The sequence below is a fragment of the Orientia tsutsugamushi genome (assembly GCF_900327275.1).
GTDB classification, from domain to species: Bacteria; Pseudomonadota; Alphaproteobacteria; order Rickettsiales; family Rickettsiaceae; genus Orientia; species Orientia tsutsugamushi.
Genome location: NZ_LS398548.1, coordinates 2,045,820 through 2,067,247, shown reverse-complemented (window position 1 = coordinate 2,067,247; position 21,428 = coordinate 2,045,820). Strand labels below are relative to the sequence as shown.

Sequence of the window (21,428 nt, the reverse complement as noted above, 5' to 3'; positions counted from 1 at the left end):
AATAGTTAATATGGCTCAAGTAAAGCACAGTTATTTTTTTTATGATAATAATACGTTAAACAAAGGTTATTCAAAAAATAGCAATAATGAATATAACCATAAAATACAGTATCAAAACCGCACTGCATTCAGTGAATCAATCGAAAATAAGAAAAAACATCAACAGGTGTTAAATGATACTCAAAATATAATTATCAGCTTATTTAAGAAAATAAATTTAATATTTTTAGTTTTGTCATTAACTATTATTTTTTTGACATCATTTTATTTAATAAATATTCAATCAGTAAATAAGCTCTATATTTTTATCTTAAGTTCTTTAGTAATAATGTTGATAGGATATTTAATTAATATTTATAAAATGCAAAAGCTTACAAACTTGGGATTAATATATGATAAGCTTTATAATTCGAAAAAATATGACTTTCATAATAGCTAAAGACAATAATAAAGCCATGACATAAATCATACAACCATATAAATTGATTCATAATATAGTATAGCTACTTAGCTAAATATGAATAAACAACTATAGGGTTGCTATCAAATATAATTAGAATCATTTGTCTTGACATAGTTTTTAACTTCCTTGTATTATTTATTTTAAAGCATAGGTTTAAAATAAATTCACTTAAATTTTTAATTAAATGAAAAGAATTCTTATCATTGTAATACTACCTATCATTTTATCATATTTTATTATAAAAAAAACTGGTATACTAGAGTACATGAAAAAATCAGAGTTACAGGATGAGGATTTTATGATTTATGATGATGATAATATTTATATTTACACTAAACCGACATGTCCATATTGCTTAAATGCAAAATCACTTTTAAATCAAAAGTCAGTATCATTTAAAGAAATAGATATTAGCAATAATCAACAGTTACACGAAAAATTGCAGCAGGCTACTTCTCAAACTACTGTACCATATATATTTATATATGGCCAATTTATTGGCGGATATATGCAATTACAAGATCTTGATAATACTGACAAATTAGATGAGTTATTAGCACAGAAATAAATTTTCTATATCACGTGTTCATACTAATCTAGTGAGTATGCGTCCAATCAGATCGCTATTGCAACTGTCATTTTCATACTTAGTAGCATGTGAAATATCTGCTTGTATGATTCCAATTTTACAATCTGTATTTTTTGCTTTAGTAGTTTCAATGATCTTTATGTTTGCTACCTTGCAGCTACAACATATTAAAAATCTAAATTTTATTAATAATATGGGGAGCAGCTGACCGGTATTTTTTACAATAATTCATTACTTAGGAATAATCAGCCTAACCAATAAATATTGAAAACATAGATTTGTCGAAAAATAACTTCAGCTATTCTGCACTATAGCTAAGCTACTATAAAACAGTTATATTATATACTTTTCAAAAAGCATAGCTAGGTCATAATGATAGCCAAACTATTATAACTTTTTTTATAAAAAACGGACGAAGCTATAGAACTTCTCCTATAGCTTCTGTATCGTTTTCATTTATATCTAATAATTCAAAACTACTTGAAATATCTAGATCTTGTGTTTCATGAACAGAATTTTTATTGTTTACTTCTATAGGTAAAAATAGTTTAAAAAACGAAGAAGCAACTGTTACAACTGCTTCTTTAGCCTTATCAAAGAAAGTTGTGTGTTCATTAAGATTATTTTGCTCGGTTTTGCTATTCTCTTTTGTACATTCTGTCATTTTTTTCCACTCTTCGAGCGTAATTTCGCCATCAGAATTTTGATTTTCCTTTTCAGGATTGCAAATAGTGTCACATTTACTAATGCAAGTATCAATTTGTTCTATTGCTGCTCTTTTAATAGCATTATTACACTCATCATTTGAATATTCTGTTTCTGCTATCTCTTTTATATCACGCATTATACTTTTTATCTCTTTCAAGTCTGAATTATATATTTGCAGATATGTTGAGGAATTTTTATGTATTATCTCATTATTTTCTATCTCTTCATCTTTATTAACAAGTTTTTCAGTTTTGCTATTTAAGATAGGAACATCTTCTGTGTTATGATCTTTCAGGCTTTCTAAACTACAATTTAAATCTACTTGTTTATCTTCAGAAAATAACTTTAAATAACTCTTTCCTAGATTTTGTTTTGCATAATCTAAAATAATTTGATTACTTTGCAGATTAGCAACAATTTTCTCAAATATCTCAAGTACATGTTGTGCTAAAATAGCATCACCATCTTTGGTTTTACTAGTGTTGTCTATTAACTTTTTTACCTTATGTATAATATTAAATGTATCACAAAGTATTACCTCTAAGTTATTTACATTTTCTGCTTTATATGTAGTATCAAGTAAATCTCTAATTTTTATATCTCGATTTTCTGCGCTTAGTTTGCTGCTTGTCAAAATCTGTAAAGCAGTATCAAGAGTTGATCTATGTGTTTCTAATTTTTTTAATATTAAATGTACAAAATAATTTTCTTTCTGTTCAGAAATAAAAGCATTAGCATCTTTTAGGTATATTTTTTGGTTGTAATTATGCTCAAGATTATCTAATGTCTTGTGTATTGATTTTAGTTGGTGTAACCTTATACCTTGCTCTTTTATTATTTGCTCTGCATTAGATAATTCTTGATCAATTTTTTCTATGCAGGCATCAATTTTTGATAATAATGTTTGCCAAGTTTTCTGCCATTCGATTTTTTTTCCTTTCACATTAATTAATTTACTTAACTCATCATACTCAAGATTATCTAATGTCTTGTGTATTAATTTTAGTTTTTGCAACCTTATATCTTGCTTTTTTATTATTTGCTCTGCCCTAGATAATTCTTGGGCAACTTTTTCTATGCATACATCCATTTTTGATAATAATGTTGCAGCTTGCAAATTTTCTTGTGATTCTACTTTCATAGCTTGCTTAGTAATTAATTTTCCGAAGTATCTTTTTTGCGATATTTGTTTAGTAATCATGTTTTTTTCTTAAAAATTATTTCAGTTTAATTAATAAAAATATACTTCCTATCAATTAAGCACAAAATAAATCGTTTTGCAATACTTAGTTAATGAGTACTGCGATTTATATAAATCACAAGTGTGATATAAGAAACATTGTAAAGTGTGCGTGATGTGAAGTTATATATATGATTGTTTGAGCATAGAAAGAGGCAATAAAAATTAATAGAATCCGTTAGTTATAAAGTTATTTTTTGCTACCTTATTCTCTAAATCTAATAGAAAAGTTTTAGGCCAATATGAAGATGTGGATTAGAAATCAAATTACTCAATTTGCTAAATCTTATGAATATGTTATCGCTTCTTTCTATGCTCAAACATCATTGTAAATGACTATACATAACTTCACCTCGCAACATTTTGTTTATAGTTTTGAGCCGATTGATATTGCCTTACTTCATTTGCTTAAATATTGTTATTCTCCTATATAACTTTGGAATTCATAGAATCTGTCTTAGCTGTGCTAAGCTGCTCTATCAGGTTAGCAACATTTTTTTTTGTAGATTGAATGTTATAGTACAACAGTACTTGCTTTGCATTTCCTATCATGCTTATGTTAGAACTTTCTATGCCTATACTATTATTATGAAGAACATATACATCTTTTTAGCTATTTATAGATTGTTACAAACTGTTGTAGCATAGCCATGTTTAAATTGTATTTTACTTTGATCAAAACTCACATCTTTCCCTGTATCTGTCTTAGCTACAAATTCATTTTTATTAACCGAAGTTAAAGTTTCAAATTCACTGTTTTGTATTTGTAAATCTTTATTGCTTTTTTGAAATATGATTCTATCTCCTGCCATATATGATTCTTTTTTTCCAGCAATTGAACACCTACATTCTGTGCCTTATAGCATGCAATTTTCTTTTAACAAAGACCTAATACTTGAATTAAGGATGTTGACATCTTTATTATGTATAGTAATTACCAATTTTTCGTGTAGCTCAAACTTGCTTAGACTCTAGTTATATACTAACTTACTCATTGAGTCCAAGTAATGTATTATCAAAGTTAACGCAGTTATTTTGTTTCAGTAAGGTTATGCCGCTTAAAATATTGCTATCAGCAAACTTCATTGCTACTTCTCGAATCAAGTTTTCACTTTGTCTTCTAATATCTGTTAAAACATGTAAATCGAAAATATTACTCAGCATCTCAAATATTCCACCTCTTTCTATTGAAGCTAGCTGTTTTTCATCCCCAGCGAGCATCAGTTGATAATTATTCTTCCTGACTACTCTAAATAGCTCTGTATAAGCCTTAGTACCTATCATTTCAGCTTCACCTACTGCTATTAATAAGATTGTAAATATCGTTGTATAAACTTACTTTTCAATGAAGTTTCTAACCTTGGATTTACGCTTTTTTGACTATAATTATTTGATGTTGGTTTGGTAGGTGTGTTTTTTTCTTTACTGGAATTTTATTTTGATATATCTTCGCCTAATTTTTTTATCTTTCTAAATTACTAACATGGCAAATCTTGTGCACCAAAAAATTACTCTCCAACAAAAAAATGCTAAGCTAATTATGAATGAGATTAACCTCAAAATTAAAGAACGTAAAATGCATACTCGACGTCTTATCGAAATGGGTGGAATAGTTGCTAAGGCTAAGCTTGATCACTTACCAACAAATACTTTATTTGATACGATTGTTTCACTAAAAGAAACTTTAACATAACATCCAAATGTTCAAGATAATTGGACTACAATTGGTAAAGATATTTTTGATAAAGAACAGCAAAATAAAGCAGCGTGATTTTAAAATTTTTCTCTGAACCAATCGAAAACACTAAACACTACATTCACCTTCATAGCTTAAAATGGAATAGCTTTCGACAAAAATTGTACAGCTGTGTTAAGGACATCGCAGCCTTAAAACGTCAATTTAGGATAAGGAGTCAGGAGAAGAAGAAGAGATAAGATAGGGATTAAGTTTAGAGATAGAATAAGCAGCAAGAGAAGAAATTATATGAACAAAGAAATTAAAAGGAGTACAGTGTCTAGTATGGTCTAAATGGATATGTTTTTTTAGTACATTAAAGACAGATTCAATTAAGGAACCTTTATTTAATAAAAGCTTATCATCTATGTCTAATAAATATGTTTGCATATCTTTACGAAGATTAGTAAATAAACGTAGACCATTGAAGAAGAGTTGATGAAAAAATGCTTTAGATATGTAAGCTTTATCACCAAAACAATTTAGCAAAAAACTCTTTAGAAATAATTAAAGCTACAGATAGATTGCTTTTATTACCTTTAGTAATTTTAGCTGCCATTATTTCACATTTATTATTAATTATAAGATATTCTATAAGCAAAATTGGTCTTCTAAGGCAGATAGTATAAGTATGAAGATTTATTTAGGTTTGGTATAAAAATTTTTGTCAACCTTTTGTCAACCTTTTGTATAAAAATTTGAGGATAATTTGTAAAAAAATTATTTTCTAAAACACCTACTATAGCTGTATTTTTGGAGATGAAAAATGCGACCTGTAGTATTCGATTTTTTAACTAATAGTTGTAATATTATTAAAAAAAATAGTAACAATAATGACACAATATTTTATAACTTTATTGGAAATATCATTCCACCAGAATGGAGAAAGCTAACTGGAGATAATGGAAAAGCATTAAGTAAAACATCTAAACAGCTTTTATCATTCATAGTATTTAGACTACATATCTATTACAACAAAGATATAGATGAATTACAGGAAAGTTATCAGCTTTATGAAGATAAGCTGAATGTTGGTCAAAGAAGAGTTAGGCAATGCTTAGTAGAATTAAGAGATGCAGGTTTTATTGAAATTGAAAATAGGACAATCATTAAAGACAATGTGAAGTTACGTAATGTCCCTTGCATAAAAATTCTGAAAAATTTTCAGCACTATAGTGAAAAAGGGAAAGAAGAAAATATAGCCTTACCAGAAAAAAAATTTCGTCCCAACATGAAAGAAATTTCAGGTCAACCTGAAACTTTTTTCAGGGACATATATAGATATATAAAAAAATCTAAAATATCTAGATCTACTGAAGGTGAGTTAGTAGAGAATAAAAAAAATGAAAATGAAGAACAAAATTTTCAAAATGTTGATGATTTTGAAAATGATATACGAACTTCAACTAAAAATTGTAATCAAGACATTAAATCACTAATAACAAAGATTCTCAAGTCTTCGAATGGTAAAAAAGAATGGTTCAAAAAGTACAGGCTAAAAGAGTTTTACCCACTAACACCAGAAGATGCAGTTGCACTGCAACACAAGTCTGATAAAGGTTTTTAACATATACTTTATCAACAAATTGCTATTAAAGCTAGCAGGTCGATATTCGAATTATCATTTTGGCTGTAAAGCATCAGTTCTAAACTATATAGCAAAAGTGTTAGCGAATGAATTACGAACTACTGATCAGGCAAATAGAGACAACTGTAAATTTGATAACGAATTTAATAAGGAAAAATATCTTACTCAAATTGAAACAAGCGCAAATCTTAGTAAGGAAAGTCAGTTGAAGCATAAAATTGCTGGTTCTTTTGAAGCAGCTATGGCTTATCAAATTTTGACTTCTTGTAGTTTTGGGCCAGCGGTTCGAACTAGGTTTTTTGTTAAGTTGCTTAAAAATATCACACTAACAGAATGTGATAGATCAAAGATATTACAAGCTGTACAAGATGTATATGGATACGAAATTCAAGAATTGCAAGTTAAACCATTTGAGCAACTCAAAACTGTTTCACAGAAACAAATCAATGAAGAAGAGTATCTCTTGAATCTGAGTAAACAATTGGGTTCTAACTCAACTTGGTACAAAGTACGAGAATCTTTGATTAAAAGTTATGGTCAAACTATTGATAAAAAATACTTTAGCGAATTGAACATTATAAATGAAGATAATGTTAGTAAAAAAATATTCATTAAAGCTAAAACAGAATTTGCTGATAGTTACATCACAAGCAACCATATGGAAAATCTTGCGCACGCTTTTAAAGCTCAAGGGTTTTCTTTTGAGTTAGTTAAGTTTAGTAATTTTAATAAAATTTAAAGGGTGATATGGAAAAAGATCTTGCAAAGATTGCTACAAGTAATATTCAGGCAGAGCAAATGATACTTGGAGCAATTCTGATTAACAATCGTGCGCTATATAACATTAACGAATTTTTACTGCCGGAACATTTTTATGAACCATTACATGGTAAAATATATAAGTCAATTAATCTCATTATTAGTAAAGGAATTAGCGCTACTGTAATTTCGCTCAAAAATATGCTAGGCAATGAACTCGCATTTGAGGAAATAGGTGGAGTAGATTATCTAGCTAAACTTACAACTTTAGCATTAAGTATAGTTAATGTTAATGAGTACGGCAAAATAGTATATGACCTTGCGCTGCAGCGTTATTTAATTGAAATTGGTGAAAAAATAGTTACAAATGCATATTCTTCTACTTTAGCAGATTTAGCTATAACTCAGATCGAAACTGCTGAATCTCAATTATATGATCTAGGTTCAAGAGGAACTTTAAGTAAAGGATTTACAAAATTGCAAACTTCAATTGAAGAATCATGGACATCAATTTCAGCTGCTATTAAAAATAAAAACTCTATTAATGGTATCAGTAGTGGAATACTTGACCTTGATTCAAAGCTTGGAGGATTTAAAAATTCTGATCTAATAATATTAGCTGGCAGGCCATCAATGGGTAAAACTGCTTTAGGAGTTAACTTAGCTGTAAATGCTTGTAAATATTTTTTATCATCATCTACTCAACAAAATAGCAAAGTTTCTAATATAAAACCATCAGTTGGATTCTTTTCTTTAGAAATGTCATCTCAGCAAATCTCTACTCGAATTCTTTCTATAGAATCAGAAATTAATAGCTCTGCATTATTTAACGGTAAAATAGGTGAACAAGATATTGATAAGTTAAAGACTGTACAAGACGAAATACAAAAGTGGAATTTTTTTATAGATGATGCTCCAGCAATCTCGATATCTGCAATTAGATCTCGAGCTCGTAGACTTAAACGTACACATAATTTAGCAATATTATTTGTTGATTATTTACAGCTAATAAAAATTGATAACAGAGGAAGTCAGTATAATCGAGTACAGGAGATTTCTGAAATTACTCAGAGCTTAAAAGCTCTTGCTAAAGAGCTCAATATTTCAATCATTGCGTTATCTCAATTGTCTAGAGCTGTAGAACAAAGGTCAGATAAAAAGCCTATTCTTTCAGATCTACGAGAATCAGGCTCCATTGAACAAGATGCAGATATTGTAATGCTTATATATCGGGACGAATATTACTTGTCTAGATCAGAACAAGATCTTTTAGATATTTTTATATATCTATATGTCCCTGAAAAAAAGTTTCAGGTTGACCTGAAATTTCTTTCATGTTGGGACGAAATTTTTTTCTGGTAAGGCTATATTTTCTTCTTTTCCTTTTTTACTATAGTGCTGAAAATTTTTCAGAATTTTTATGCAAGGGACATTACGTAACTTCACATTGTCTTTAATTATTGTCCTATTTTCAACTTCAATAAAACCTGCATTTCTTAATTCTGCTAAGCATTGCCTAACTCTTCTCTGACCAACATTTAGCTTATCCTCATAAAGCTGATAACTTTCCTGTAATTCATCTATATCTTTGTTATAATAGATATATAGTCTAAATACTATAAATGATAAAAGCTGTTTAGATGTCTTGCTTAATGCTTTTCCATTATCTCCAGTTAGCTTTCTCCATTCTGGCGGAATGATATTTCCAATAAAGTTATAAAATATTGTGTTATTATTGTCACTAACAATATTACAACTATTAGTTAAAAAATCGAATACTACAGGACGCATTTTTCACCTCCAAAAATACAGCTATAGTAGGTGTTTTAGAAAATAATTTTTTTACAAATTACCATCAAATTTTTATGCAAAAGGTTGAAAATAATTTTTATGCCAAACTTATATAAATTTTCATACTTATACTATCTGCCTTAGAAGACTAATGTTACCTATAGATAATGTTTTAGAGTAAATGTATGTTGAGCAAAGGCGCCATACTAATAACATTATTTCAATAACAAGTGAAGTAATAATGATGAATGATAAAAAAATGTCTATAGAATTACAAGACTTGAGAAGAAAAATATAGCCAAACTACTATAAAACAATTATAATAATAAGACGTAATAAAAAAGTAATTAGTATGGCATATTCTATAGAGCTTTGGAGCAAAGTACTAGACATAAAGGAAAGAGAGAGAAAATTAGTTTTGAATCAGTATTAAAACGTTTTGAAATAGGAAGGAGTACAGTATTTGCATAGAGTAAAAAATATTACAGTTAAAAAATATAGAAACAGAGCTCCAATAAAAGTCTCCATTGATAAACTAAAAGAAGATGTGAGTCAATATAGTGCTGCATATCAATATGAAAGAGCTGAACGACTAGGAGTAAGTAAGCATTATACAAAGAATATTCAAGAAATTAAATATTACATATAAAAAAAGCTTTAAAATATCCTAAGGCTAAAAAAGAAGAGAGATTAAAATTTCATGATAAGATAAAATGTGCAAAGACAACGGGAAAGTTATTGTTTTTACGATGCGATAGTTTTTTTTATAGCCTCCTAGAACTCATGGATATGCAAGCAAAAGACATGAGATGTTACGTCATTTGTATCTAAACTACTATAAAACAGCCATATTATATATTTTTCAAAAAGCGCGTTTACGTCACAGTGATATTTTATTCTTCTTGATTTTGCTTGAAACCATTTTTTCAATATAACACAACTGTTTTATAGTAGTTTATCTATATAATTGGCATCAGTCAAAGAGAACTAATGTTATAGGAGGATTAGTAGATAAATCTCTGCTTAACAGTATCAATTTTTGACTGTAATGGTAATACTGATATTTTTAACTGTTGGATAGAACAGGATTTAATTCTGAAATTACCTAATAATTCTGTAGTTGTAATAAACAATGCAAGTTTTCATAAACATCCTTATTTAGAAACTATGATAGAAAAAGATGGATATATACTTAGAGTATTTACATCCTTATTTGCATGATTTAAATCTTATTAAAAAAATGTTTTCAAGCTAAATCAAGAAGAATAAAATACTACTGTAACTTAACTCTATTCCAAAAGTATATAACATAACTGTTTTATACTGGTTTAGCTATATATAGCAAAGCTAAAGCTAAAAAAGTAATTGAAAGGTTTCAGCTGGAAAAGTTGAAGTAAAAGAGAATTATATGAGAAGATGTAATTATAATAATGATTACCAAATTCAATATTATAGATCTTTGAAAGCAATAACTTACGATAGGCTATAGACAATGATATGAAGTTATCGGAAAGGCGTAGTACTTGATATCTGTATATTACGTTTGATATAGTGTGTAATCGAAATCGAGATAACTAAAAACTATCACGCCCTTACTTGACTAGACCTTATGTGATGGAGATATGGTAACATTTCTTTGTTACCATATCATATAAATGCTTATACACCCAGTTATTAATTCATGTAGTCTTTCGACTCAGTATCATTAGCTTTCTAAGGCCTATCTTACTTACTATCACAAATAATAGGATTACAATGTTTTACTTATCAGAGATATGTTAAGTTGATTACCTTCTATCTATATACTTTGAAACCGGCATTTTTTAAAGAAGGTGAGAAATTCATTCTTACAGCTAAATTTTTCAGCTTTATCTCATAACAGAATTTATCTAGAGTATCGCTTCTGGAGTTACCATATTTTCCATATGAAGATTCACTTTTGTTTAACCAATTTTAACTTTACCTTGCCACTATTTCCAATCCATATCAGTACTATATTAGCCTTCTATAACGCTTACTACAAAATCATTGCTAATCCTACGCCTTAATAGAGGAGCTGTAACTTAGGTCTAAATGCTATCCTGCTACATCTCTATAGCCTTTCTTTGAGCCAACGCACGTTAAACAATTATATAAATAACTCACATCGCACAACAATGTCTAATATTCTGATTCATTATTTAGCTTCTGTTTACTATCATCATTAATAATGTTTTTTAGCTTTTTCTTAAATACTTGTACTTGTTTTAGATAATCTTGAGCTTCAAATGAAAGTTTATTATAAAGATTCTGCTTTTCTTGGTTAATTTTATGTAGTTTGATACGATAATCACTAATTTCAGTACGAACACTTTCTGGTACAGTGCGAATATATATTTTATATTCTTCTATTGTTTGATTGGCCAAATTAATGGTATCATTTTGCTCATGAACTGTTGTTTGAGGATTAGAGTCATCAGTCTTACTTTGTGGTATAGTGCTTGCTAGAGATGATACTGATAAAGTTAATAAACTACTAGCAGATATTAATCCAGTTAAAAACTTATGCATTGTTATTTATCCTGAAACGTTAAAACTTTATAAGTATAGCAAATAAACTAATTACTGTATAGCTTGAATTGTTACTGAGTAACTTATTATACTTATTTTGAAACTGATTTTCTAAGCTCGAAGTTATAAAAAAAAATAAATTAGACATAAATTATGAAGTATATATGAAATACATGGTGACATAATACATATAAAGTACTGAGCATAACGTTTTTATTAGCTTTAATTATAGGCATAATAATATTTGCCTAAGAAGTCAATAATATTGTATAATTTGGTGTATATAGTCATTTACAGTGAAGTTTGCATATAGAAAAAGCGACAATAGCATCATAAGATTTACCAATATGATATTTTATACGCAAACTTCATTGTAAATGACTATAGTATGCCAAGTGTCACAAAGTACTGTTTGAAAAGTAGTATTTTTGCTATGCATAATCCAAGTTCGATGCGCAAAAAACATGCTGTATTACAGGCTAAATAAGTACTACAGCGCTTTTCATATTTATGTATGTGGTTATATTTTTTTATTCCTTCTTCAAAATACTTGCAAAAATCATATACTATGCAGAAACTCTCTACTAGAGTGATCATATTCAGTTCTCCTTTTTTCTTGAGATCTTTATACTCCCTCACATCTTTTTTACAATTCTCTTTGTTTATATTACTTTTATCATATACTTCTGTTAATTTATTAGACCTCTTTCGAAACTGGTTAAGGTAGTTCAAAATTATTGCTGATAAATATCGAAATAGACGTAAAAGATTCGGTCTTAGATTTAATTTGATCTCTGGCATTTATAATTTTGAACTGCCTTAACCAGTTTCGAAAGAGATCTATTATTGTAATCCTTATTCCAAATATACTCTAATCTATCTCCTTATATCGAAATATCAAACTCTGGTTTATTAAATAGACCTTCCTTAATTGAATCTGTATTAGTGTATTAAAAAAACCATCTACATTTAGAGCATACTAAACACCGTGCTCCTATTAATTTCTTAGTTAATATAATTGCTTCTTCTTCAAGTTATTCTATCTCTAAACTTAATTCCAATTTTATCTTCTATTCTTTGCCTTCCAATTTTATTCTATTTTTGCGTTTTCAAACTAATATCCTTTCTAATGTAAATATTTTTTGACTTATGCTATATTGCTTATATGGTAAGTGGCGCATGTTTAGGTATCTTAAAATAATTTATCACTTTTTTACTAATATCTTAAGTTTAGCTTATTACAATTTCTTTTTTCTTGGACAAATTTAATAGATACCGTGATAAGAATCAAGAAAAGAAATAATAATTTTATAAAAAAGATGTAAGTTTTTATAAGATTATTATTTCTGATTGATTAAAACATTAGGATTAAAAGGAGAATTATGCTTTAAAACACCATAAATGATATGTAATAACTTACGCATAGCGGCAATAAGGATAAGCATTTTGGGTTTGCCAGTATCAGACAAACGTTGAGAAAATTGCTTGATAATACAATTATGTCTTAAGGCAGACATAGCAGGCATATAAAAAGACTTACGTAGATCTGAATTACCAGTTCTAGAGATTCTACTAGCACCCCGCACGGAACTGCCAGATTGACGATGCTTAGGATTAAGACCTACAAAAGCTACAACTTGTTTAGCAGAACTAAATTTCTCAATATCTGCTAAAAAAGCAAGAACTACAGCCTGTGTTTTTGCTCCTATGCCTGGTATTGACTCAAGTAACATAGCCTTATTGTGAAGATCTGTGTTATTTTTAATATGGTCATTGATTAGTTGTTCAATTTCTTTAATTTGTGTTTCAAGAAATTCAATATGCATTTGAATATTATTAGCAATTGCTTTAGAAGCTCCTTCTAATCTATTTGTTTCTTGTGTTTTATGCTTAATTAAAACATTCAGGCGATTAACTAGCTGCTGTAGTTCTTGAATATAAAGAGGCTGTGGATACCATGCTTCCGGTTTCATTGCTTTGCAAAAATCTGCTATTAATACACTGTCTGCTTTATCTGTTTTTGTACGACTAAGTTTACTCATTGCAAAACCTTTAATACGGGCAGGATTTACTACGCTTACTTTATAACCATAATCGTACAGATATTTAGCTAAATTTTTCCAGTAGATACCTGTTGCTTCCATACAAATATGTCCAGTTCCTCTGCTTTTTAACCATGTTACTAATTTGTTAAACCCTTCAGAACTATTATTAAATTTTCTTGTTTGCACTTTATTATTAATTAACACAGCTGCATCAAATGTCTCTTTAGAAATATCAATTCCTACAATTATACTATTCATAATCACCAAATTTTATGTTAAATATCTCAAAACCAACCTTGTAAATACAGGCTTTTTGCCTAAGAATACCGTCCGGTTTTTAATTAAAAAAGCTAGTTACTTATCTATAGAACAGGCTATTAGCCTTAGGAACGCTACTGTATACTAGCTTTCTTTTGTGCTATTGCTATAATCTTTTATTTTATTGCAATTTCACTTATTTTTATCATACAAGGTATATTGCTGTTAGATTCTAGTTGCAGTATTTTTAATTTAGAATATTATGGGTACATGGATATATTTTATTAGTATAATTTATTCAAATAATTTATTTAGTTAGAGAGTAGTAGCTATGGAAATTTTTGTAGGTAAGTCAGCTTGTGATTTTACAGCTCCAGCAGTTTTGCCAAAGAACAATATTAATGAAAAATTTAACTTAAAACATGAACTGAACGGTAGAAAGGCAGTTTTATTTTTTTATCCTTTAAACTTTACTTTTGTTTGTCCAACGGAAATTATTGCTTTTAATAATAGATATGGTGAGTTCTTAAAAAGAAATACCGAAGTGATTGGAATTAGTGTAGACTCACATTTTTGCCATAAGGCTTGGAAACTTACTCCTTATAATAAGGGAGGAATAGGTGACATACAATTTCCATTAGTGTCAGACATAAATAAAGATATTTCCAAGACGTATAATGTGCTCAACCAGGATGGAGTAGCTGTTCGAGCAACATTTATTATTGATCAAGAGTTTGTACTACGCCATGTTACTATTAATGATTTAAGTATAGGACGAAATGTTGAAGAAAGTTTAAGAATAATTGATGCAATAGATTTTCATAAAAAGTACGGTGATGTATGCCCAGCTGGTTGGACTCCAGGAACTGAAGGAATGGAAGCAACATCAGATGGTGTATGTCACTACCTAACATCAAATGCTGAGAAGTTGTAATTTTAAGTTCCTTTGCAGTTTATAAATTGCTACAGACTGTATGCTAAAAGTGCCAGTTAGTGATAATAGTTCTACTGAGTATGATGATGAAACAATTTATACCCTGCGTTTAGCTAGAAGTGAGAATGTTGGTCCTAAAACTTTTTTTGAGCTAATTAGATTATTTGGTAGCGCTAAAATAGCTTTACAGAATGTTGAAGATTTTTCTCTTAAAGGAGGAAAGCGAAAGCCAATAAAAATCTACACTAACTCAGAAGCATTACAAGAAATAGAAGCGTTGAGAAAATTCAATGCTTTTCTTCTTACTCATCATCATTCTGAATACTCAAAACTATTATTACATATTCCAGATCCTCCTCCAGTCATTACCTATAAAGGAGATATTAAGTTACTCAATCATAAAATTCTTGCTGTAGTTGGATCTAGAAACGCTTCTTTAAATGGAGTAACTTTTACTAAAAACATTGTTAAAAAATTAGTTGATAACAAAATGGTTATAGTATCTGGCTTAGCTAGAGGAATAGATACTGCAGCACATCAATCAGCATTACCTAGTACTATTGCTGTAATAGCTGGTGGAGTTGATCATATTTACCCTCAAGAAAATATTAATTTATATCATAAAATTGCTAATGAAGGACTTATTTTAGCTGAGTTGCCAATTTATTGCCCTCCTATCAGTAAACATTTTCCTCAACGTAACAGAATTATTGCTGGAATATCATATGGAACCTTAGTTGTAGAAGCAAATTTAAAATCTGGATCACTTATCACTGCTCGTTTAACACTTGAATATAATAGAGAACTATTTGCAGTTCCAGGTTTTCCATATGATCCAAGATATCAAGGCACTAATCAGTTGATTAAAAATGGAGCTTATTTAGTAGAACAAGTTGAGGATATCATTGAACAACTTCCAACATATAATCTTGATACTAGTAATAATTGTTACGATCAAGAAAATTTTACACAATATAAAGACCATGGCAGCTATCAGTCTACTACTATCACTGATGATCAACGAACAATTGTAAAAAATATATTATCTTCAGTACCACTAGACATAGAAGTTATTGTTAACCAAACTAAATTACCAATGAATATAGTTAATGTCATCATCTTAGAACTTGAATTAGCTGGCATAGTTGCTCGTTGTTTAGGTAACAAAATTGTTATTTTATACAATCAGAGTTTGATATAAGAAATATTGCAAAACCTAATAAAAATAAGTGTTATATTTTTTGCCTATATCTATATATGTAGTTTAACAACGCTAGAATATGATAATGAAAGGTATATAAAAAGGGTATACAAAGAAAGAATGTTGAGTTAAAAAGAAAAATTTAAATAAAAAAGGAATAACCCAACAGCGAGTGTGATCAATATGGAAAAGATATTTCAACTGACAATTAATGGTTTCTATAATATGCCTTTTGTTAAGAATAAGAAGTAGAGATTTCATAGTACTGTTTCTTTCATTAAACTTCTTTCGAAACTAGAGAATGATGTAGAATAGTGTTATAAAGATCTGATTTGAGGTAATAATGAAATGTGATCAGATTAAAGAGTTAAAGGATGAAAAATTTCGTTGATTAACATAAGTAAGGAAGTAAACATTCTCAAAGATGTTGGATATTTTAAGGAAAGCTGACGGTCTTAAGAAATCAAAAGGTGAGTGTAAAAATAAGCTCAATTTGGAGGAACAGTTGCTGATGGTCTTAGAATACCTTAGAGAATACCCTACTTAATTTCCATATAAGCCAGAACTATGGAATTAGTGAAAGTTCAGCATATAAAGATGTATTGGGGTAGAAGACACCCTAGTTAAACACTCAAACTTTGCTCTTCCAGGTCGTAAAGCTCTAATGAATAGTAATATGAATTAGTAGTCTTGATTGATGCTACTGAGAGTCCTATAGAAAGACCTAAAAAAACAAAAATTCTATTATTCAGGAAAGAAGAAAAGGTATACACTAAAAACTCAAATAGTGGCAGACAAGAAAACCCACCAAGTAATATGTACAGATTTTTCTAACGGTAAAAAACATGACTTTAGATTATTTAAGAAGTCCAAAATTCTTATCAATCCTAAGGTTAAAGTGATTACTGATACAGGATATCAAGGTATACAAAAAATTCACAATAATTCTGAATTACCAAAAAAAAAGCAAGAAAAATCCTTTAACTAAAAATGATAAAAAGAATAGTCGTAGGTTAGCAGGAGAAAGAGGTCTAATTTTGATCTACCTTAACCAGTTTCGAAAGAGGTCTAGTTTAGATCTAATTTTTGTGATTAGCTCTAAACCTTGTTTAGCAAGCAATACAGCAAGTGTTTTACTCTATATAAAAATAGTTGTCATGCTTATTCTTCATATAGTCCAACATATTTCCTATATCAAACTCGAGTTATTACAATGCTCTAATTGAAGATTAGGTTTTGAAATTTTACTGCTGTTAAGATATACTATAATTACAGTTTATTACTAAACTTAATTGCAACTTTTAATATCAGATTTGTTACTATTAATTCAACAATACCTAAAAAATTGCACTTGTTTTATAAGGCAATAGAAAATATGATAGTTTGTTATGCAAAGTTAACAACAATCACTTTAATTGGTTATACTAATGAGATCTACTAATTTCTTTTATGAAAATATTAGAACTATACTCAACGTTTCTACGATTGTTAAGCAAAAAGTTACTCTTATTAAAAGAGGAGGAGAATATGTAGGAATTTGTCCATTTCATTCTGAGAAAACACCATCATTTACTGTTAACGACCGCAAGAAATTTTATCATTGTTTTGGCTGCTCTGCTCATGGTGATGTAATAAAATTTGTGGCAGATACTTCTGGTCTATCTTATAGAGAATCAGCGCTAAGGCTAGCTCAAGAAAATGGTATTGATATACCAGTATTTTCAAAAGAGCAAGAAAAATTATATGAAGAAATAGATATAATTCATAATACACTTGAGCTTGCGCAGAATTTTTTCATTGCTTCTCTTTCTAATGATATTAGGTCATATTTATATGACAGAGGCTTATCTGATCTCCAAATCGAAAAATATAAAATAGGTTATGCTCCAGGTAAAAACTTATTACAAGAATTTTTAGAAATGAGAGGAATTCCTTTAGCATTCATCGTAAAGTCTGGCTTAATAGCCAAAAATGATAATGGGCAAAGCTATGAAGTTTTTAGGGATCGTATTATGTTTCCCATTATCAATGCAGCCAATAAAACAATAGGATTTGGAGGCCGAGTTATAAATAATAATAGCCAACCAAAATACCTTAACTCTCCAGAAACTGCTGTATTTAAGAAAAATGAAGCATTATATGGTGAAGATATTGCAACTAGTCATATTTACTCTAAAAATAGAGCAATAGTTGTAGAAGGATATATGGACTTAATTGCTTTGCAATCTCAAGGTATTTATGAAACAGTAGCGACTTTAGGAACAGCTCTAACTGAAAAACATTTACACAGATTATGGCAAATTTGCGATGAAATAATTTTATGCTTTGATGGAGATCAAGCTGGCAACAGAGCTATGCAGAGGGCTGTTATAAAAGTTTTACCACATATTAGTTGTTCTCAAAGTATGAGTTTTATCATGTTACCAGATGGATTAGATCCAGATCAACTATTAAAACAGCATGGAATTACGCAGTTTCAAAAACTTATAGATACAAGGCTAGCAGTTTCAGAAACTTTATGGCGTTTAGAAACAAATGGTAAAGTATTTTCTACAGCAGAATCTAAAGCTCAGTTAGAGAAAAAAATTAATAATTATATTAAAGAAATCAAAGATTGGATATTAATAAAAAACTATCAAACATATTTTAAACAAAAATATTGGCAATTAAATAGGTTTAATAACAATAACTCATATTTTGACAAACAAAAATTAAATCTGAACATTCCAACTAGCAAAGAATACCTAGAGTACCTGTTATTATCACTAATAGCACACTTTCCAGAGTTGCTAAAAGATGATGTAATTGCAGAAAATTTTGTTAATCTTGAATTTTGTAATAAAGAAGCATATAATGCTAGAAAATGGTTGATAGATAGCATATCAGGTAATAACTTCAGTCTACTGGATTCGATAAAAACTGACATTACTGAATCTATACTTAAATTACCTGAAACAGTGTGTCGTATGTCGCTAACAATAAATAAAAAATACGGCGCAAAGTTATTATGGAGTTTATTTTATAAAAAGTATCAAGTTCTACTTATAAAAGAAGAATATGTTAATAGTTTAACCATAGATTGTCAAAATAGTGTTGACAATGCAAGTATGTATCAGCAAGAAATTTTTAAAATTGAACATGAAATTGACCTTTTAAATGAAGCTTTACACTTAGAACAAGAAGAACATGGCAAGTCTGCGTAATAAAAATAATAAAATTATTATCTGCAATAAAAAAACTAAAAAAAATACAAATGTAGAAGAGTTAGCTAGCAATTTCGTTGATGAGTCAGAAAAATTATCATCTAAAATTTCGGATTCTGACATTAACTTAGATAAAGATTTTGATTATACTAAATTGGGTGTATGTCCTGATAAAATCGAAGAAGAAGTAGCATTAGCTTCTAATGCTACTGAAGGAGAATTTGAAGAAGATTTAGATGATAATATATACTCTACTGATATTGTTAGAGCATATCTAAAAGACATGAGCAATACCACTTTACTTTCGAGAGAAGGAGAAATTGAACTTGCTAAGCAAATGGAAGAAGGAAAAAAAACAGTGATACACTTCATTTGCCATCTTCCATATGTTATGAAACTCTTAATACAGTGGTATGAAGACTTAGTTCATAGTAGAATATTAGTAAGGAATCTTATTGAGCTAGAAAGTAACATTTATGATCAGCCTGAAGATGATAACCAACAGGATTATGATTCTGATGGTGATTGTGAAGAATTGCAAAATGAACCTTTAACCAAGGTAGAATCAGAAATTTTGCCTAAAATTCTTGATAAGATGCAAGTTGTTTCTGACTTAGCAACTCAGCTTTTTGAAGTTGCAGCTCATGATTTTAAATTGCATAAATCTAGCTGTAATTATCAGGAAAGTAAAAAATTTACTGAGTTATCAAAAGAACTAATTGCAGCAGTTAGTAATATTCACTTTAACAAGCAGTCCATTAAAAATATTTTAAACAAATTATATAGCGTTAATAAAGATATAATTAGTAAAGAAATTAATTTGCTTAAAGCTGCGGAAAAATATAAAATAAGTCGCCATGATTTCTTATTTCAATATAATAGCGGTAGTAATTGGTTACAGAAAGTAAAGTTATTACATCAAGATGAGTGGAATAAATTTTTAAGCAAGGAAAAAGACCTTATTAAGTCTACCATTGATTATTTCAGCGAAATTGAACAAGCAATGTTATTACCTTTAAAAAGGTTTAAAGAAATTATTCAAGCTATTCAAAATGGTGAACGGAAAGTTAGAGTTGCAAAAAAGAAAATGGTTGAATCTAATACACGTTTGGTAGTACATGTTGCTAAACCATATGTTAATCGCGGATTACCATTTTTAGACTTAATTCAGGAAGGTAACATCGGGCTTATGAAGGCTGTAGATAAATACAATTATCTTCTTGGATATAAATTTTCCACTTGTGCTACTTGGTGGGTTAGGCAATCAATTAGCCGCGCTGTTGCAGATCAAGCTCGAACTATTCGTATACCAGTTCACATGGCTGATACCATCAGCAAGATTGTTAGAGTTAGCAAGCAAATGCATAACGAATTAGGTTATGAACCTACTGCCTCTGAAATTGCTGAGAAGTTGTCAATGCCAATAGACAAGGTTAAAAAAGTAATGAGAATTGCTAAAGAGCCAGTTAGTTTAGAAAACCCTATCGGTGAAGAAGATGGAAGTTGCTTATCAGACTTCATTGAGGATAAAAACGCTGTATTACCAATAGAAGAAGCTATCAAATTTAGTTTACGTGAGACTACTACGCGCGCTCTATCAACTCTTACAGCTAGAGAAGAAAGAGTATTAAGGCTAAGATTTGGCATTGGGTTACCTACTGATTATACACTTGAAGAAGTTGGTGGCGAATTTAAAGTAACAAGAGAAAGAGTTAGGCAAATTGAAGCTAAGGCTCTAAGAAAACTTAAACACCCTGTTAGATCAAAAAAATTAAAGAGTTTTTTAAGTAGTAAAAATAAAACTTTAAGTAATAACGAGAATGATTAATGTATTCTACTTTTTTGTTCAGGAATAGCTATAAAAAAAGAAATATGTTATGCTGCTCTCATAATTATAGAAGTGGTAAATGAAAGTAAGAAAGACAATATGTAACATTGGTCCTCTAAGGCAGATAGTATCAGTATGAAGATTTATATAGTAGGTTTGGCATAAAAAATTTTTCAACCTATTTTCGACCTTTTGCATAAAAATTTTAGGGTAATTTGTAAAAAAGTTTTTTTCTAAAACACCTACTATACCTGTATTTTTGGAGATGAAAAATGTGTCCTGTAGTATTCGATTTTTTTAACTAATAGTTGTAATATTATTAAAAATAACAGTAGCAATAATGACACAATATTTTATCGTTTTATTGGAAATTTTATACCAGCTGAATGGAGAAAGCTAACTTGAGATAATGGAAAAGCATTAAGCAAAACATCTAAACAGCTTTTATCGTTTATAGTATTTAGACTACATATCTATTACAACAAAGATATAGATGAATCACAGGAAAGTTATCAGCTTTATGAGGATAAGCTAAA

General features: G+C 29.1%; 17 protein-coding genes and 5 pseudogenes. 14 read left to right on the top strand and 8 right to left on the bottom strand.

Annotated features, from left to right (window positions below; translation table 11 throughout):
• Positions 1-10: 10 nt before the first annotated feature.
• Complete coding sequence (locus tag DK405_RS14670; RefSeq protein ID WP_045912301.1) at positions 11-439, top strand: DUF2207 domain-containing protein; 429 nt, start codon at positions 11-13, stop codon at positions 437-439.
• A 208-nt stretch (positions 440-647) separates the two neighbouring features.
• Positions 648-1,031: a glutaredoxin domain-containing protein gene (locus tag DK405_RS10735; protein WP_052691651.1), complete on the top strand. Its 384-nt coding sequence runs from the start codon at positions 648-650 to the stop codon at positions 1,029-1,031.
• Between the two features lie 439 nt (positions 1,032-1,470).
• Here DK405_RS10735 and DK405_RS10725 read toward each other — a convergent pair whose 3' ends face one another.
• From DK405_RS10725 to DK405_RS16300, 4 genes are all read right to left on the bottom strand, one after another.
• A complete protein-coding gene (locus tag DK405_RS10725; RefSeq protein WP_045912303.1) occupies positions 1,471-2,961 on the bottom strand; it encodes a hypothetical protein in 1,491 nt (496 codons plus the stop codon).
• Between the two features lie 465 nt (positions 2,962-3,426).
• Positions 3,427-3,552 carry a hypothetical protein gene (locus DK405_RS16310; RefSeq protein WP_308810119.1) on the bottom strand — a complete coding sequence of 42 codons (126 nt, stop codon included), beginning with the start codon at positions 3,550-3,552 and terminating at the stop codon, positions 3,427-3,429.
• 65 nt (positions 3,553-3,617) lie between these two features.
• Positions 3,618-3,812: a hypothetical protein gene (locus tag DK405_RS16305; protein ID WP_045913035.1), complete on the bottom strand. Its 195-nt coding sequence runs from the start codon at positions 3,810-3,812 to the stop codon at positions 3,618-3,620.
• A 175-nt stretch (positions 3,813-3,987) separates the two neighbouring features.
• Positions 3,988-4,284: an AAA family ATPase gene (locus tag DK405_RS16300; RefSeq protein WP_012461480.1), complete on the bottom strand. Its 297-nt coding sequence runs from the start codon at positions 4,282-4,284 to the stop codon at positions 3,988-3,990.
• A gap of 199 nt (positions 4,285-4,483) precedes the next feature.
• Here DK405_RS16300 and DK405_RS10710 point away from each other — a divergent pair.
• Positions 4,484-4,935 (top strand): annotated as a pseudogene (locus DK405_RS10710) (conjugal transfer protein TraD).
• Here DK405_RS10710 and DK405_RS10705 read toward each other — a convergent pair.
• Positions 4,901-5,324, bottom strand: a pseudogene (locus DK405_RS10705) (transposase); the annotation flags it as partial. The pseudogenes DK405_RS10710 and DK405_RS10705 overlap by 35 nt on opposite strands.
• A gap of 177 nt (positions 5,325-5,501) precedes the next feature.
• Here DK405_RS10705 and DK405_RS14660 point away from each other — a divergent pair.
• The 3 genes from DK405_RS14660 to DK405_RS10695 are packed head-to-tail and all read left to right on the top strand — an operon-like array spanning position 5,502 to position 8,444.
• Positions 5,502-6,302: a hypothetical protein gene (locus tag DK405_RS14660; protein ID WP_231967680.1), complete on the top strand. Its 801-nt coding sequence runs from the start codon at positions 5,502-5,504 to the stop codon at positions 6,300-6,302.
• Between the two features lie 19 nt (positions 6,303-6,321).
• Entirely contained in the window at positions 6,322-7,062 is a 741-nt protein-coding gene (locus tag DK405_RS14655) for a DnaA N-terminal domain-containing protein (protein ID WP_231967532.1), read from the top strand.
• A gap of 8 nt (positions 7,063-7,070) precedes the next feature.
• Positions 7,071-8,444 (top strand): replicative DNA helicase, encoded by a 1,374-nt coding sequence (locus tag DK405_RS10695; protein WP_231967809.1) that lies wholly within the window; start codon positions 7,071-7,073, stop codon positions 8,442-8,444.
• Here the strand turns inward: DK405_RS10695 and DK405_RS10690 are convergent.
• Positions 8,415-8,873: a hypothetical protein gene (locus DK405_RS10690; protein ID WP_045912902.1), complete on the bottom strand. Its 459-nt coding sequence runs from the start codon at positions 8,871-8,873 to the stop codon at positions 8,415-8,417. The genes DK405_RS10695 and DK405_RS10690 overlap by 30 nt on opposite strands.
• A 463-nt stretch (positions 8,874-9,336) precedes the next feature.
• Between DK405_RS10690 and DK405_RS10685 the strand changes: the two genes are divergently transcribed.
• The gene (locus tag DK405_RS10685) at positions 9,337-9,522 is read left to right on the top strand and encodes a hypothetical protein (RefSeq protein WP_045912901.1); all 186 of its coding nucleotides are present in this window, start codon (positions 9,337-9,339) and stop codon (positions 9,520-9,522) included.
• A gap of 1,511 nt (positions 9,523-11,033) precedes the next feature.
• Here DK405_RS10685 and DK405_RS10675 read toward each other — a convergent pair.
• Entirely contained in the window at positions 11,034-11,423 is a 390-nt protein-coding gene (locus DK405_RS10675; RefSeq protein ID WP_045912900.1) for a hypothetical protein, read from the bottom strand.
• Positions 11,424-12,150: 727 nt separating this feature from the next.
• On the opposite strand from DK405_RS10675, the pseudogene DK405_RS10665 reads away from it, so the two are divergent.
• Together DK405_RS10665 and DK405_RS16295 are read left to right on the top strand one after the other, a co-directional pair.
• Positions 12,151-12,246, top strand: a pseudogene (locus DK405_RS10665) (IS5/IS1182 family transposase); the annotation flags it as partial.
• Between the two features lie 80 nt (positions 12,247-12,326).
• A pseudogene (locus DK405_RS16295) lies at positions 12,327-12,569 on the top strand (hypothetical protein); the annotation flags it as partial.
• Positions 12,570-12,763: 194 nt separating this feature from the next.
• Here the strand turns inward: DK405_RS16295 and DK405_RS10660 are convergent.
• Positions 12,764-13,732 carry an IS110-like element ISOt5 family transposase gene (locus tag DK405_RS10660; RefSeq protein WP_080946488.1) on the bottom strand — a complete coding sequence of 323 codons (969 nt, stop codon included), beginning with the start codon at positions 13,730-13,732 and terminating at the stop codon, positions 12,764-12,766.
• A gap of 325 nt (positions 13,733-14,057) precedes the next feature.
• Here DK405_RS10660 and DK405_RS10655 point away from each other — a divergent pair, with 325 nt between their 5' ends.
• The 5 genes and pseudogenes from DK405_RS10655 (at position 14,058) to rpoD (ending at position 20,892) form a co-directional block, all read left to right on the top strand.
• The gene (locus DK405_RS10655) at positions 14,058-14,660 is read left to right on the top strand and encodes a peroxiredoxin (RefSeq protein ID WP_045913012.1); all 603 of its coding nucleotides are present in this window, start codon (positions 14,058-14,060) and stop codon (positions 14,658-14,660) included.
• 40 nt (positions 14,661-14,700) lie between these two features.
• Entirely contained in the window at positions 14,701-15,861 is a 1,161-nt protein-coding gene (gene dprA / locus DK405_RS10650) for a DNA-processing protein DprA (RefSeq protein WP_045913011.1), read from the top strand.
• Between the two features lie 343 nt (positions 15,862-16,204).
• Positions 16,205-16,889, top strand: a pseudogene (locus DK405_RS10645) (transposase family protein); the annotation flags it as partial.
• A 399-nt stretch (positions 16,890-17,288) separates the two neighbouring features.
• Positions 17,289-19,064, top strand: coding sequence for a DNA primase (gene dnaG / locus DK405_RS10640; RefSeq protein ID WP_045912885.1), 1,776 nt, complete (start codon positions 17,289-17,291; stop codon positions 19,062-19,064).
• Positions 19,048-20,892, top strand: a complete 1,845-nt coding sequence (gene rpoD, locus DK405_RS10635) for an RNA polymerase sigma factor RpoD (RefSeq protein ID WP_045912886.1) — start codon at positions 19,048-19,050, stop codon at positions 20,890-20,892. The genes dnaG and rpoD overlap by 17 nt, the downstream gene beginning before the upstream one ends.
• The last annotated feature ends 536 nt before the right edge of the window (positions 20,893-21,428 follow it).